We start from the raw sequence: 14950 nt of genomic DNA on the forward strand, positions 1-14950 counted from the left end.
GACATTCCTACTCAGCAGCGCCCTTGATGTCGGCCGCTGGCGGCGCATAGGCCGCCTCCAGCGCAGCAAACTCCTCGGGCAGCATGTCACACATCACCTGCACATGCGGAATGATGTTGGCACCGACAATGAAACCGAAATCGAGCTGGTCGCGATAGCTCTGCACCGTGATGTTGAGCGCCTGCCCGTGCGTCGAGATCGACACCGGGAAGATATGCAGCAGCTCCGCGCCGGCGGCGTAGAGCGTCTGCCGCGGCCCGGGTACGTTGGACACCGTGATGTTGGCGGCCGGCGGCAGCACGTCCGACAGGTTCGAGCGGCTGTAGAGCAAGGCCAGGATCTGCACCATGATCGGCGCGCCCAGCATCGAGATGTTGGACACTTGCGGCATCAGGGCGCGCAGCGGATGCGACATCTCCTTGGACTTGGTCGATTGCGCGATGATCGCCTCCAGTCGGGCCTTGGGATCGTCGATGTCGGTCGCGATCGCGCAGATCATGCCGAACACCTGGTTGTTGGCCTCGGTGTTGCCTTCCTCGCGCAGCGAGATCGGCACGGCGGCGGTCAAGGATTTCGCCGGCAGCGTGCCATATTGCTGGAGATAGCGGCGGACCACGCCGGAGGCGAGCGCCAGCACGACGTCGTTGAGCTTGCCGCCGGCCTGCTTGGCCAGCGCCTTCGCCCGCGACAGCGGGATCGACACGCCGGCGAAGCTGCGCTCCGAGGAGATGGTCTTGTTGAGCATGGTCGGCGGCGACACCATGCTGGCCAGGCTCTCGCGCGACTTCGGATCGGCGACCTTGCCGAGCACGTCGGACACGCTCTTGAGCACGGTCGGGATGTTGCCGGCGAAGCGCACCGCGCTCTCGATCTGGTACATCGCGTTGTCGAACAGGATCGAGCCGATGTCGCTCTTGCCGGTGCGGGGCAGCTGCAGGTTCTTCGCAGCGGCCGAAGCATCGAGCGGCTGGCTGAAAAGCTGCTGATAGGAATCGAGCAGGTTGGCGGCGATGTCACGCGGCTCCTGCCCCGGCTTGGCTCCCGCCGCCGGCGGATCGACCTTCCGCGGGATCGGCGAGATGTCGTAGATCATTTTGGTCAGCGCCGCGCCGGCACCGCCGTCGATGGCGGCATGGTGCATCTTGGAATAGAGCCCGACCTCGTTGTCCTTCATGCCCTCGAACACGTAGAATTCCCAGAGCGGGCGGGCGCGGTTCAAGAGCTTGGCGTGCATCCAGCCGACGATGCGTTCCAGCGTGGCGCGGTCGCGCGGCTGCGGCAGGCTGGCGCGGAAGATGTGACGGTCAATGTCGAACTGATCGTCCTCGACCCAGGAGGGATGGTCGATGTCGAGCGGCGCCTTCTCCAGCCGCGCCTTCAGGATCGGCGCGATGTGCAGGCGCGAGACGATCATCGCCTTGAAGTCTTCGAAGAAGTCGCCCCTGTAATCGTCGGGCAGGCGAAAGATCGCCATGCTGCCGACATGCATCGGCATTTCCGGCGTTTCCAGATAGAGAAACGACGCATCCAGCGACGACAGCTTCTTACCGTCAGCCATGGTTCCCTCCCGCAAGATTTGACGGGCGCCTTGGACGGCGCTTCTCGTCAGGCCGATATTGCCCGCTCCGGCGGGGCATATGCAATGGCAAACGGCCCTGCCCGGTCAAATGGCCAGAACTCCCCCTCCGGTTGCGCCAGCCGGTCCGCCACGGCCCACAGCGCGGCGGGGTTAACGCCGAGCCCGATATGGCTCGCCAGGTGCACCTCGATGTTCTCGGCATGGTCCGAGGGGCGCAACAGACAGGTCCGCCAGTTCACGACGCCATCGGCGCGGGAATAGATCGACGTCGCCGGCACCGGCAGATCGCCGGCGATCGCCTCGCGCAGTTCGGCAAAATCCTCGACCCGCTCGCCGGACAGCGCCTCATAGAGCCGCGTGGCGTTGGTCGCCCGCACGTCGTTGGCAAAAGGACTGCCGAGCGTAATGACGTAACGGACCATGTCGGGCGCCTGGAGCGCGAGATCGCGGGCATAGACGCCGCCGAGGCTCCATCCGACCAGGCTGACCTTGCGCCCCCTCGCGGCGTGGATCTCGGCGAGACGGGTGCGCAAGGCCTCCCGCATCCGCCCCAGCCCGCCGAGATTGCGGCCCATCCGCCAGGCATGTGCCTCATAGCCGAGCTCGCTCAGATAGCGCCGCATCGGCGCCATCGAGAGATCGCTGGCGAGAAAGCCCGGCAGCGTCAGCACCGGATGGCCGTCGCCCCTGGGCGCGCGCATCAGCAACGGCGACAACAGCAGGCTGGCGTTCAACTCGAACAGGCCGCGGGCTTCGGCGAGCAGCAAACCAAGGCCCGGCGGACGAAGCCGGTCAGACGCTTGCGGCCCGTCCCGCCCGGCCGACATTATTTCTTCTTATCGCTGCTGCGCGTTCCGCCGAGGCCGGCCATGGTGACGAACATGTCCTGAAACCGCTCGGCAAGCTTCGGATCGAAAGTGAACCAGCTCTGGATCAGCGATTCCGGCGAGACCTTGTCGATATTGCTCAGGACCTGCTGCTGCAGCTTGTCCATGACGGCAATCTGCATCGGCGAGACGTCCGGCAATCCGAAGAACTGACGGGCCTCGAGGGGGGTGCAGTCGATTTCGATGTTAACTTTCATGTCCCCTCCGGATGAGATTCGAGCACTCTGTTGGAGTATCGCCGCGACACGGTGTGCAACGCAAGCGACCTCAGACGCGCCGCGGGGCGCCGGCTCCCGCAATCGGCGGGTATGGTCAATCAAATTGCTCGGCCGCGACCGCAGCTCGGACGGCTGAGACGCCAACGGCCGACAGGGCCAATTTCCCTTTACCCCGGGACTTCACAGGTCGAAAGTCGAATGTCGTTCGCGCGCCAGCCGCCCCTAGATTGCCGGTCAGCATTGCTGCACAGCGGTGCAACTTGGCGCGTTCCTTGCTGGAATGGCGCTTGCACGGGTCGTGAACTCTGGGCAACATGGATCGATCAGCCCCGCCGAACAATCAAAAATCACGGCGCGGCAGAGTGGAGAGGGTCAAGAATGTCAGTCGGACGAACTCTGTTTGCGGCGACGCTCGCCGGTACGCTTGCGTTGGCGGTCTCGCCGGCGTCGAGCCAGACGCTACGTTATGCCAACCAGGGTGACCTGAAGTCGCTCGATCCCTATACGCTCAACGAGAGCACCACCCACGCTCATCTCGGTCACGTCTATCAAGGCCTCACCGCGCGCGACAAGGACCTCAAGATCATTCCGGCGCTGGCGGAAAGCTGGGAAACCCCGGAACCGACGCGCTGGCGCTTCCATCTGCGCAAGGGCGTGAAATTCCACAACGGCGACCCCTTCACCGCAGACGACGTGGTGTTCTCGGCCGATCGCGTCCGCAAGAAGGGGTCCAACATGCAGACCCGCCTTGCGCCCGACGTCAAGGTGGTCAAGGTCGACGACTACACCGTCGATTTCGTCCTGCCCTCGCCCAACCCCATCCTGCATAACGCGTGGGATGTCTGGTACATCATGGACAAGAAATGGGCCGAGGAGAACAACGTCGTCGACCCGACGCCGGTGGCGGCGACCACGCCGAGCTACGCCTCGCTCCACGAGAACGGCACCGGCCCCTTCATCATCGAGAGCCATCAGCCCGGCGTGAAGACGGTGTTCAAGGCCAATCCCAATTACTGGGGCAAGGTCGAAGGCAATTTGAAGGAGATCATCTTCACCCCGATCTCCTCCGACGCTACCCGCGTCGCCGCCCTGCTCTCGGGCGAAGTCGACGTCATCGAGCCGGTGCCGATCCAGGACATCTCCCGCGTCGATTCCAGCCCGAATGCCCAGGTGCTGAAGGGGCCGGAGCTGCGCACCATCTTCATCGGCTTCGACCAGATGCGGGATGAGCTGCTCTACTCCAACATCAAGGGCAAGAACCCGTTCAAGGACATCAAGGTCCGCGAGGCGTTCTACAAGGCGATCGACATCGAGCTGATCAAGACGCGGGTGATGCGCGGGCTGGCGACGCCGTCGGCGCTGATGATCGCGCCGGAGCTGTTCATACTGTCCAAGGAATTCACGCGGCCGAAATTCGATCCCGGCGGCGCCAAGAAGCTCCTGACCGAGGCCGGCTATCCCGACGGCTTCGAGGTCACCATGGACTGCCCGAACGATCGTTATGTCAACGACGCCGCGATCTGCCAGGCCGTGGTCGGCATGCTTGCCCGCATCGGCGTCAAGATCAATCTGCTGGCGCAGCCGAAGGCACAGTACTTCGCCAAGGTGCTGAAGCAAGGCGGCTACCAGACCTCGTTCTACATGCTGGGCTGGACGCCGAGCACGATGGACTCCCACAACGTGCTCTTTGACATCATGGGCTGCCGCGACGATGCGAAATCCTCACGGGGCGAGGCCAATCTCGGCGGCTACTGCAACAAGGAGTTCGACGCCATCACCGACAAGGTGCTGGTCGAAACCGACACCGCCAAGCGCAACCAGCTGATCAAGCAGGCCTACGAAATCGGCAACAAGGACTGGTCCTACATCCCGCTGCACCAGCAGGCGCTGGCCTGGGGCGTATCGAAGAAGGTCAACCTGCCGCAGCGCGCCGACAATCTGGTCATGTTCCATTGGGCGACCAAGAAGGAATAGCGTCAGTTGAACACGAGGTCCCGGGAGCGTCAGGCTTCCGGGACCTTTCCTTTTCCGGCCGACAAAGTCGTCGGCTGTAAGCGCACCCAAGGACAGTGGAAGAAATGCTCGCTTTCACTCTACGCCGCGCCGTTCAGGCTATCGGCGTCATGTTTGCCGTCGGCATCATCGCGTTCTCGATGTTCCGATTCGCCGGCGATCCCGTCAACCAGATCGTCTCGATCGACACGTCGGCGGCCGAACGCGAAGCCGTGCGCAAGTCGCTCGGCCTCGATGATCCCGTGCCGGTGCAGTTCGTGCGCTATTTCGGCGATGCCGCGCAGTTCAAGTTCGGCGTCTCCTACCAGTTCCGCCAGCCGGTCTCGGCGCTATTGATGGAGCGCATGCCCGCGACGCTGGAACTTGCGATCTGCGCGACCGTGTTCGCAATGGTGTTCGGGATCCTGATGGGAGTCTATTCGGCGCTCAAGCGCGACACCGCGCTCGCCAAATTATTCCAGGCGGTCTCATTGATCGGCATCTCGCTGCCGACGTTCCTGATCGGCATCCTCCTGATCTATCTGTTCGCGGTGACGCTGGGCTGGCTGCCCTCGTTCGGCCGCGGCGAGGTGGTCAAGCTCGGCTGGTGGACGACGGGCCTGCTCACGCTGTCGGGCCTGAAGGCGCTGATCATGCCCTCGATCACGCTCGGCCTATTCCAGATGACCCTGATCATGCGGCTGGTGCGGGCGGAGATGCTGGAAGTGCTGCGAACCGACTATATCCGCTTCGCCCGCGCCCGGGGACTGACCACCCGCGCCATCCATTTCGGCCACGCGCTGAAGAACACGCTCATTCCCGTGATCACGGTAGCCGGGCTCCAGTTTGGCTCGGTTATTGCATTTTCGATCATCACCGAAACCGTGTTCCAGTGGCCGGGCATGGGACTTCTGTTCGTTCAGGCCGTGCAAAACGTCGATATCCCGATTATGGCCGCCTACCTGCTGATGGTCTCGCTGATTTTCGTCACCATCAATCTGGTGGTCGATATCCTCTACACCGTGGTCGATCCGCGCCTGCGCTCGACCGTCGGCCGCGCGACATAGGGCAATTTGCATGTCAGACGCAGTCGTCTCCAATTCCGACAAGCAGAGCACGCAGCCGACCCACGCTGCCCGCGGCTGGCTCAGCCGCGCGCTCGATAGCGACGTCTTCTATTCCTTCCGCCGCTCCAAGCTCACCATGGTTGCGGCCGCCATCACGGTCTTGTTCTTCCTGCTCGCGATCTTTGCCTCCTGGCTTGCGGTCCAGAACCCGTTCGATCCGGCGCAACTTCAGCTGATGAACTCGCGGATTTCACCGCTGTGGACCGCCGACGGCCAGAGCCCGTTCCTGCTCGGCACCGACGAGCAGGGCCGCGACGTGTTCTCCGCCATCCTCTACGGCATGCGTATCTCGCTCGCCGTCGGCGTGGCCGGCGTGATCTTCGCCGGTGCGCTCGGCATCGCGCTCGGCCTGATGGCCGGCTATTTCGGCGGCGCGGTCGACGGCGTGATCATGCGGATCGCCGACGTCCAGCTCACCTTCCCCGCCATCCTGATCGCGCTGCTGGTCAATGGCATCGCGAAATCGATCCTCGGCAACCGGCTGGATGCCACCAGCATGCTGGTGGTGCTGGTGATCTCGATCGGTCTGAGTTTCTGGGTCGGGTATGCCCGGACCGTGCGCGGTTCCGTGATGGTCGAGAAGAACAAGAACTACGTGGCCGCCGCGCAGCTGATCGGCCTGCCCGCGCCCGTGATCATGCTACGGCATGTGCTGCCGAACACGATGGGCCCGATCTTGGTCATCGCCACCATCAACCTCGCGCTCGCCATCATCACCGAGGCGACGCTGTCCTTCCTCGGCGTCGGCCTGCCCGACACCATGCCCTCCCTCGGCACGCTGATCCGCATCGGCAACAACTATCTGTTCGCGGGCGAATGGTGGATCGTCGCCTTCCCCGGGCTCGCGCTCGCCGCGCTGATCCTCTCCATCAACCTGCTCGGCGATTGGCTGCGCGACGCGCTCAACCCGAAACTTCGATGAGTGTGCGTCGCCCATGACCGAACCTGTTCTCTCCGTGCGCAATCTCCAGGTGGAGTTCGCCTCCCGCCGCGGCACGCTGCGCGCCATCGACGACGTCTCCTTCGACATCGCCAAGGGCGAGGTGCTGGGGGTAGTCGGCGAATCCGGCGCCGGAAAATCCGTCACCGGCCTCGCGGTAATCGGCCTGATCGATCCTCCCGGCCGCATCGCCGGCGGCGAGATTCATCTCGCCGGCCTGCGCATCGACAATCTGCCGCCGGAAGAGATGCGCCGCATCCGCGGCAAACGCATCGGCATGATCTTCCAGGATCCCCTCACCTCGCTCAATCCGCTGTACCGGGTCGGCGACCAGATCGTGGAAACCATCCGGACCCACCTCAATCTGTCCGAACAGGCGGCCCGCCGCCGCGCCATCGACCTGCTCGCCGAAGTCGGCATCCCTGCGCCGGAAAAGCGCATCGACGGCTATCCGCACGAGTTCTCCGGCGGCATGCGCCAGCGCGTCGTGATTGCGCTCGCGATCTGCGCCGAGCCTGAGCTGATCATCGCGGACGAGCCGACCACCGCGCTCGACGTCTCCGTCCAGGCGCAGATCATCTCACTGATCAAGCGGCTCGGGCGCGACCACGGCACCGCGGTGATGCTGGTGACCCACGACATGGGCGTGATCGCGGAGACCTCGGACCGCGTCGCGGTGATGTATGCCGGCCGCGTCGCCGAGATCGGTCCGGTGCAGGACGTCGTGAGGAACCCGCTGCATCCTTACGCAAAAGGATTGATGGGCGCGATCCCGACGCTCGCGGGCGAGGACAAGCGCCTGGTGCAGATCCCCGGCTCCATGCCGCGCCTGTCGGCGATTCCGCGCGGCTGCTCATTCAATCCGCGCTGCGCGTTCGCATTTGACCGCTGTCGTGTCGATCGGCCGGAGCCACTGCCGCAGGGCGCCCAATCGGTCGCCTGCCATCTCTACGACAATGTGCCGGCGGAGAGCGCGGCATGAGCGCTCCTTTCGTCCAGGCCACAAATCTGCGCCGCGTCTTCGATGTCTCGAAGCCCTGGCTCAACCGCGTGCTGGAAGGCGGGCACCTCGAATATCTCAAGGCTGTCGACAACGTCACCTTCGACATCAGGAAGGGCGAGACCTTTGCGCTGGTCGGCGAGTCCGGCTCCGGCAAGACCACAGTGGCGCGGATGGTGGTCGGCCTGTTGCCGCCGAGCTCGGGCGACGTCCAGATCGACGGCGTCTCGATGGCGGATCCGCGGCAGGCGCCGGCGCGGCGAAAGCTGCGCCGTCGCATCCAGATGATCTTCCAAGATCCCTATGCGAGCCTGAATCCGCGCTTCCGGGTCGATGCCATCATCTCCGAGCCGATCCGCGCCTTCGACCTGATCCAGGGCGAGCGCGACATCCAGGCGCGCGTCGGCGAGCTGCTCAGCCTCGTCGGCCTGCATCCCGACGACCGGCTGAAATTTCCGCACGAGTTCTCCGGCGGCCAGCGCCAGCGTATCGCGATTGCCCGGGCGCTTGCCTCCGATGCCGAGTTCATCGTCTGCGACGAGCCGACCTCGGCGCTCGACGTCTCGGTGCAGGCGCAAATCCTGAACCTGATGCGCGACCTCCAGGACAAGTTCGGCCTGACCTACATGTTCATCAGCCACAACCTCGCCGTGGTCCGTCACATGGCGAGCCGCGTCGGCGTGATGTATCTCGGCCGCATCGTCGAGATCGCGGAAGGCCGCGAGCTGTTTGCCCGCCCGCGCATGCCCTACACCAAGATGCTGCTGGGCGCCGTGCCCGATCTTGCCATGAGCGGCCGCCAGCGCATTCCGGTCAAGGGCGAGATTCCGAACCCGATCAATCCGCCGCCCGGCTGCGCCTTCAATCCGCGCTGTCCGCTGGCGTTCGATCTCTGCCGCAAGGAAGCCCCGGAACTGATCGGCGGCGTTGCCTGCCATGCGGTTAACACCGCGCCGGTCCCGGCGTGACGCGCGCGTGCCATGCGGCCTGCGCATTGGCGGCACGGCATCGCCTGTGATCAATTGCGCGCGCCACAAGTAAGGTAACGAAATCCCATGGCCAGCAACGTCAATCCGGATCCCTTCACGACGCGCCCCGAGATCGAGGGCACGTTCGGGGTCGTCGCCACCACGCACTGGATCGCGACCGCCGTCGGCATGGCTATTCTGGAAAAGGGCGGCAACGCCTTCGATGCCGGCGTCGCCACCGCTTTCACGCTCCAGGTGGTCGAGCCGCATCTGAACGGCCCCGGCGGCGACGTGCCTGTCATCGTGCACGACGTGAAGCGCGGCCGCACCGAGGTGATCTGTGGCCAGGGCCCGGCGCCGGCGCGCGCCACCATCGCGCATTACAGGAGCGAAGGCCTCGACATGGTGCCGGGCACCGGCCTGCTCGCCGCCTGCGTGCCCGGGACCTTCGAATCCTGGATGATGCTCTTGCGAGACTACGGCACCATGCGCGTACGCGACGTGCTGGAGCCCGCGATCTCCTACGCGCGCGACGGCTATCCGCTGGTCGAGCGCGCCTGCGCCACGATCCAGACCGTCGAGCAGCTATTCCGCAAGCACTGGCCGACCTCGGCCGCGGTGTATCTTCCCAATGGCGAGGTGCCGAAACCCGGCGCGCTCTTCACCAACAAGACGCTGGCCGCGACCTACGCCCGCATTCTCAGCGAGGCCGAGAGCGGCGACGGTGGCCGCGACGCCGAGATCGAGCGTGCGCGAAGGGCCTGGTCGCACGGCTTCGTCGCGGAAGCCATCGACAAATTCTGCCGCACGCAAGAGGTGATGGACGTCAGCGGTTCGCCGCATCGCGGCGTACTCTCGGCCGACGACATGGCGCGCTGGCAGCCGACCATCGAGGCGCCGCTTACCTACGACTATGGCCGCTACACTGTCTGCAAGGCCGGCGTCTGGAGCCAGGGCCCGGTCACGCTGCAACAACTCGCACTGCTCAAGGGCTTTGCGCTCGACGGACTCGACCCGACCGGGCCGGAATTCATCCATCTCCAGATCGAATGCGCCAAGCTCGCCTTCGCCGACCGCGAAAAGTTCTACGGCGATCCGAAGTTCAGCGAGATCCCGATCGCGACGCTGCTGTCGGATGCCTATAACGACGAACGCCGCAAGCTCGTCACCGACAAGGCCTCGCTCGACTTCCGCCCCGGCTCGGTCGAGGGCTTTGGCGGTGTCGTCAAGCTGCGGCGCGCCGAAGGCCAGCGCGAAGCGGTCGGCGCGCTCGGCGCCGGCGAGCCGACGGTCGGACGCTTCGGCGAGGTACGCGGCGACACCGTGCATTTCGACATCATCGACAAGGCCGGCAATATGGTCTCCTCGACGCCATCGGGCGGCTGGCTGCAATCTTCGCCGATCATTCCGGAGCTCGGCTTCTGCCTCGGCAGCCGCGCGCAGATGTTCTGGCTGGAGGAAGACCATCCCGCCGCGCTTGCGCCGGGCAAGCGGCCGCGCACCACGCTGTCGCCGACCATGGCGCTGCGCGACGGCGAGCCGTATCTCGCCTGGGGCTCGCCGGGCGGCGACCAGCAGGACCAATGGATCACGCAATTCTTCCTGCGCCACGTCCATTGCAATCTCAACCTTCAGGAATCGATCGACGCACCGGCCTGGCATTCCGAGCATTTCCCGATCTCGTTCTGGCCGCGCACCGCGCGCCCCGGCGTGCTCGTGGTCGAGAACCGCGTACCGAAGGCAACGATCGAGAATCTGCGCGAGCGCGGACATATCATCGAGATCGGGTCCGACTGGTCGGAAGGCCGCCTCACCGCGGCCTCGCGCGTCGGGGTACGCCGCCGCGCCGCCGCCAATCCGCGCGGCATGCAAGGCTACGCAGCAGGACGCTGATGGACAGAATATGACCTGGTCGATCATCGCACGCGATCCTGCCACCGGCCAGTTCGGCATCGCGGTTGCGACCCGCTTCTTCGCCGTCGGCGCGCGCGTGCCCTATATCGCCGCCGGCCTCGGCGCGATCGCAACCCAGGCCTTCGTGAATCCCTATTACGGCATCGACGGCGTCAAGCTCTTGCGTGAAGGCTTGAACGCGCATGACGTACTCGCCAGCCTGCTCGCGACCGACGACGGGCGCGAAAGCCGCCAGATCCACATCATGGACGCGAGCGGCGAGATTGCTGCGCACACCGGGCGCGACTGCGTCGACTGGTGCGGCCACATCGCGGGCAGCGGCTTCTCCATCGCCGGCAACATGCTCGCGGGTGCCGACGTGCTCGACGAGACCGCCAAGACCTACATCGCCAATGACAGCCTGCCCTTCCCGCGCCGCCTGCTCGCGGCGATGCGCGCGGGCGAAGCCGCCGGCGGCGACAAACGCGGCAAGCAGTCCGCTGCGCTCCTGATCCACGGCGAGGAGGAATGGCCGGCGCTGGACATTCGCGCCGACGACCATTCCGATCCGCTCGGCGAGCTCGAGCGGCTCGAACGGGTCAGCCACGAGCTCTGGGTGCATTTCCGCAACTCCATGCCGACGCGGCAGAACCCGGCCGGCAACACCGATCGCAGCGTCATCGACGCGAGCATCGCCGCGGCCCGTGCAAGACAATCATGAGCACAAGCCCTCTCATCGAGATCAAGGATCTGCGCATCCGCTTCCACGGCGACGATGGCCGCGTCACCCATGCGGTCGACAGTGTCGATCTCAGCGTCGCCAATGGCGCGACACTGGGCCTCGTCGGCGAATCCGGCTGCGGCAAGAGCGTGACGTCGCTCGCGATCATGGGATTGCTGCCGAAGCAAAGCACGGAGATATCGGGCGCGATCCGCTTCGACGGCTTCGATTTGCTGAAGACCCCGGACCAGACCTTGCGCGACCTCCGCGGCAACCGGCTCGCGATGATCTTCCAGGAGCCGATGACCTCGCTCAACCCGAGCTTCACCATCGGCGACCAGATCATCGAGACCATCCTGCGCCATCGCGGCGGCTCGCGGCGCAGCGCTCGGGAGCGCGCGATCGAGCTGTTGCGCCGCGTCCACATCCCCTCGCCCGAACGGCGCGTCGACGAATATCCGCACAAGCTTTCCGGCGGCATGCGCCAGCGCGTGATGATCGCGATGGCCCTGGCCTGCGACCCCCGCCTCCTGATCGCGGACGAGCCGACCACCGCGCTCGACGTCACCCTGCAGGCGCAGATACTTGAACTGATGCGCGAGTTGAAGGCGGCGAGCGGTGCGGCGATCATCCTGATCACGCACGACCTCGGCGTGGTCGCCGAGGTCTGCGACGAGGTCGCGGTGATGTATGCCGGCGAGATCGTCGAGCGCGCGCCGGTGGATGAATTGTTCGCCGCCCCGCAGCATCCCTACACCGTCGGCCTGCTCGGCTCGATCCCGCGGCTCGACCACCGTGCCGAGCAGCTCGCGACGATCGAAGGCATGGTCCCGAACATGGCGCAACCGCCCGCCGGATGCCGCTTCGCCGCACGGTGCCCCTTCGTTCTCGACGCCTGCACCAGGGCGCCGCCGCCGCTCGTGGAAATCGGCCCGGGTCACCTCTCGCGCTGCATCCGCGCGCCGCTCGAACTTCTGGTGTCGTGATGGCGCTCCTCGAGGTCGAAGGTCTGGTCAAGCATTTCGTCGCCGAGCGCTCGCTGTTCGGCCGGGCGCTCGCGCATGTCAAGGCGGTCGATGGCGTCAGCTTCTCGCTCGAGGCCGGCAAGACGCTGGCCCTGGTCGGCGAATCCGGTTGCGGCAAATCCACCGTCAGCCGTCTGGTGCTGCGGCTGATCGAGCCGGATGCGGGCACGATCCGTTTCGGTGGCCGCGACCTGCTCTCGCTCGACGCCGGAGCGCTCCGCGCGTTCCGCCGCGAAGCGCAGATCATCTTCCAGGATCCCTACGCCTCGCTCAATCCGCGCATGACGGTCGGCCAGATCCTGACCGAGCCGCTGGCGCTGCACGATCTCGTCCCACCCGCACGGCGACGCGAACGGGTCGCGGAAATCCTGCGGCTGGTCGGGCTGGAGCCGCGGCTCGAGCGACGCTATCCGCACGAATTCTCCGGCGGCCAGCGCCAGCGCATCGCCATTGCCCGCGCGCTCGCGGTCGAACCAAAACTGATCATCTGCGACGAGCCGGTCTCGGCGCTCGACGTCTCGATCCGCTCGCAGATCCTCAATCTCCTGCGCGAGCTCCAGGACCGGCTCGGCCTTGCCTACATTTTCGTTTCGCATGACCTCGCCGTGGTCAAGCACATCGCCGACCACGTCGCGGTGATGAATCTCGGCCAGATCGTCGAAACCGCGGAGGCGGACGCGCTGTTTGCCGCGCCCCGGCACCCCTATAGCCGCGCGCTGCTGTCCGCGATTCCCGTGCCTAAACCGCGGGCAAAGAGCAGCCGGATTGTGCTTCAGGGGGAGATCCCCAGCGCGCTCAATCCGCCGCCGGGATGCCGCTTCCACACCCGCTGTCCCTATGTCGTGGACCGCTGCCGCAGCGAAATGCCTCAGCTTGTCTCGGATGGCATCGGACATGCAACAGCTTGCCACCGAACGTCGGAACTGCCGTCCTCCGCGGCCATCGTCCCCATGGATGGCGGCTTCTCGCCGGTTCTCGAAAAATTGGTTGCCGCCTTCAGCGGCGGTCCGGAAGCAGCACGCGGCGGCGGGGTTAGTTCATTGGGGACGGACCCCGCATAGCCGTGAAACAGAGGTCGAGAGCGATGAGCTTTATGCGTTTGACAATCCTGGCGTCGGCCTTGCTGACGTCGCTCGTGGGCACGGCCCAGGCTCAGACCACGCTTCGCATCGGGATCGCCGAAGACCCCGACATCCTCGATCCCAGCATCGGCCGCACCTATGTCGGCCGCATCGTATTCTCCGCGTTCTGCGACAAGCTGTTCGACATCGACGAGAAGCTCAACATCGTGCCGCAGCTCGCGCTGTCTCACGAGACGTCGGCCGACGGCAAGGAGATGACGATCAAGCTCCGGCCAGGCGTCAAATTCCACGATGGCGAGCCGCTGGACGCCGAAGCCGCAAAATTCTCGATCGAACGTCACATGACGCTGCCGGCCTCGTTCCGGAAGTCCGAGCTCGCCAGCGTCGACCATGTCGAGGTCGTCGATCCCCTGACCATCAAGCTGGTGCTCAAGACGCCGTACTCGCCCCTGATCGCCCAGCTCACCGACCGCTCCGGCATGATGGTCTCGCCCAAGGCGGCGAAGGAGGCCGGTGACAAGTTCGGCCTGCATCCGGTCTGCGCAGGTCCCTACAAGTTCGTCGAGCGCGTGCAGCAGGATCGCATGGTGTTCGAGAAGTTCGCCGACTACTGGAACAAGGACAACATCCATATCGATCGCGTCGTGTTCCTGCCGATCGTCGATGCCACGGTGCGCCTTGCCAACCTCAAGTCCGGCGGACTCGATCTGATCGAGCGCGTGCTCGCCACCGACATCAAGGACGTCCGCGCCGATCCCAAGCTGGTGCTGTCGACGGCGCCCGAGCTCGGCTATCAGGGCCTGACCATCAACATCGGCAACGACAAGACCAAGGGGCCACTCAGCCAATCCGCGAAGGTGCGTCAGGCACTCAGCCTGTCGATCGATCGCGAGGCCATCAACCAGGTCGTATTCAACGGCGAGTTCACGCCGGGCAATCAATGGGTCAGCCCGACGCATCCATACTATCAGAAGGCTTTCCCCATTCCGGGTCGCGACATCGCCAAGGCCAAGGCGCTGTTGAAGGAAGCCGGTGTCAGCCTGCCCGTCACCGTCGACTACATGGTGCCAAAGGGCACCGAGTACGAGGCCGTCGCCCAGGTCGTGCAGTCCATGGCCGCCGAGGCGGGCTTCGACATCAAGGTCCGCGTCGTCGAATTCGCGACCACCTTCAAGCAGGCGCAGGCCGGCGAGTTCCAGGTGTTCCAGATCAACTGGAGCGGACGCATCGACCCGGACGGCAATTCCTACATCTTCATGCGCAGCAAGGCGCCGCAGAACGACGGCGTGTACTCGAACCCCGAGGCCGACAAGCTGATGGAAGAGGGACGGGCCACATCGAATGTCGAGGAGCGCAAGGCGATCTACGCCAGGCTGACCAAGATCCTGCTCGACGACCTGCCGATCATCTACATCTATCATCGCACGCTCCTGATCGCGCATACGAAGAAGCTCGAGGGCTACCGGCAGATGCCTGATGGCCTCGTGCGCGTGGTCGGGTTGAAGTTCAAGTGATCGC

Annotated in this window: 13 protein-coding genes; 10 read left to right on the forward strand and 3 right to left on the reverse strand. The window is 65.1% G+C overall.

Features of this window, described 5'->3' with window-relative positions:
• Window positions 1-7 precede the first annotated feature (7 nt).
• The 3 genes from ACFLEY_RS32095 to ACFLEY_RS32105 are packed head-to-tail and all read right to left on the reverse strand — an operon-like array spanning window position 8 to window position 2663.
• Entirely contained in the window at window positions 8-1558 is a 1551-nt protein-coding gene (locus tag ACFLEY_RS32095) for a wax ester/triacylglycerol synthase family O-acyltransferase (protein WP_060911063.1), read from the reverse strand.
• 47 nt (window positions 1559-1605) lie between these two features.
• Window positions 1606-2406, reverse strand: a complete 801-nt coding sequence (locus ACFLEY_RS32100) for a triacylglycerol lipase (RefSeq protein WP_011085663.1) — start codon at window positions 2404-2406, stop codon at window positions 1606-1608.
• Window positions 2406-2663 carry a DUF6489 family protein gene (locus ACFLEY_RS32105; RefSeq protein WP_011085662.1) on the reverse strand — a complete coding sequence of 86 codons (258 nt, stop codon included), beginning with the start codon at window positions 2661-2663 and terminating at the stop codon, window positions 2406-2408. The genes ACFLEY_RS32100 and ACFLEY_RS32105 overlap by 1 nt, the downstream gene beginning before the upstream one ends.
• A gap of 399 nt (window positions 2664-3062) precedes the next feature.
• On the opposite strand from ACFLEY_RS32105, the gene ACFLEY_RS32110 reads away from it, so the two are divergent.
• From ACFLEY_RS32110 to ACFLEY_RS32155, 10 genes are all read left to right on the forward strand, one after another.
• A complete protein-coding gene (locus ACFLEY_RS32110) occupies window positions 3063-4658 on the forward strand; it encodes an ABC transporter substrate-binding protein (RefSeq protein ID WP_060911062.1) in 1596 nt (531 codons plus the stop codon).
• 104 nt (window positions 4659-4762) lie between these two features.
• Window positions 4763-5743, forward strand: coding sequence for an ABC transporter permease (locus ACFLEY_RS32115; RefSeq protein WP_038965796.1), 981 nt, complete (start codon window positions 4763-4765; stop codon window positions 5741-5743).
• A gap of 10 nt (window positions 5744-5753) precedes the next feature.
• Window positions 5754-6725 (forward strand): ABC transporter permease, encoded by a 972-nt coding sequence (locus tag ACFLEY_RS32120; protein WP_060911061.1) that lies wholly within the window; start codon window positions 5754-5756, stop codon window positions 6723-6725.
• A 13-nt stretch (window positions 6726-6738) separates the two neighbouring features.
• The gene (locus ACFLEY_RS32125; protein ID WP_011085658.1) at window positions 6739-7725 is read left to right on the forward strand and encodes an ABC transporter ATP-binding protein; all 987 of its coding nucleotides are present in this window, start codon (window positions 6739-6741) and stop codon (window positions 7723-7725) included.
• Entirely contained in the window at window positions 7722-8711 is a 990-nt protein-coding gene (locus tag ACFLEY_RS32130) for an ABC transporter ATP-binding protein (protein ID WP_060911060.1), read from the forward strand. The genes ACFLEY_RS32125 and ACFLEY_RS32130 overlap by 4 nt, the downstream gene beginning before the upstream one ends.
• A gap of 87 nt (window positions 8712-8798) precedes the next feature.
• The gene (locus ACFLEY_RS32135) at window positions 8799-10604 is read left to right on the forward strand and encodes a gamma-glutamyltransferase family protein (RefSeq protein WP_060911059.1); all 1806 of its coding nucleotides are present in this window, start codon (window positions 8799-8801) and stop codon (window positions 10602-10604) included.
• Between the two features lie 10 nt (window positions 10605-10614).
• The gene (locus ACFLEY_RS32140) at window positions 10615-11325 is read left to right on the forward strand and encodes a DUF1028 domain-containing protein (RefSeq protein WP_011085655.1); all 711 of its coding nucleotides are present in this window, start codon (window positions 10615-10617) and stop codon (window positions 11323-11325) included.
• Window positions 11322-12311: an ABC transporter ATP-binding protein gene (locus tag ACFLEY_RS32145; RefSeq protein WP_011085654.1), complete on the forward strand. Its 990-nt coding sequence runs from the start codon at window positions 11322-11324 to the stop codon at window positions 12309-12311. The genes ACFLEY_RS32140 and ACFLEY_RS32145 overlap by 4 nt, the downstream gene beginning before the upstream one ends.
• Window positions 12311-13411 (forward strand): ABC transporter ATP-binding protein, encoded by a 1101-nt coding sequence (locus ACFLEY_RS32150; protein WP_039184056.1) that lies wholly within the window; start codon window positions 12311-12313, stop codon window positions 13409-13411. Before ACFLEY_RS32145 ends, ACFLEY_RS32150 begins: the two co-directional genes overlap by 1 nt.
• Window positions 13412-13434: 23 nt before the next feature.
• The gene (locus ACFLEY_RS32155) at window positions 13435-14946 is read left to right on the forward strand and encodes an ABC transporter substrate-binding protein (RefSeq protein ID WP_060911058.1); all 1512 of its coding nucleotides are present in this window, start codon (window positions 13435-13437) and stop codon (window positions 14944-14946) included.
• The last annotated feature ends 4 nt before the right edge of the window (window positions 14947-14950 follow it).

Origin of the sequence: Bradyrhizobium sp. YCK136, from assembly GCF_044570075.1 — a bacterium.
Taxonomy (GTDB): Bacteria; Pseudomonadota; Alphaproteobacteria; order Rhizobiales; family Xanthobacteraceae; genus Bradyrhizobium; species Bradyrhizobium diazoefficiens.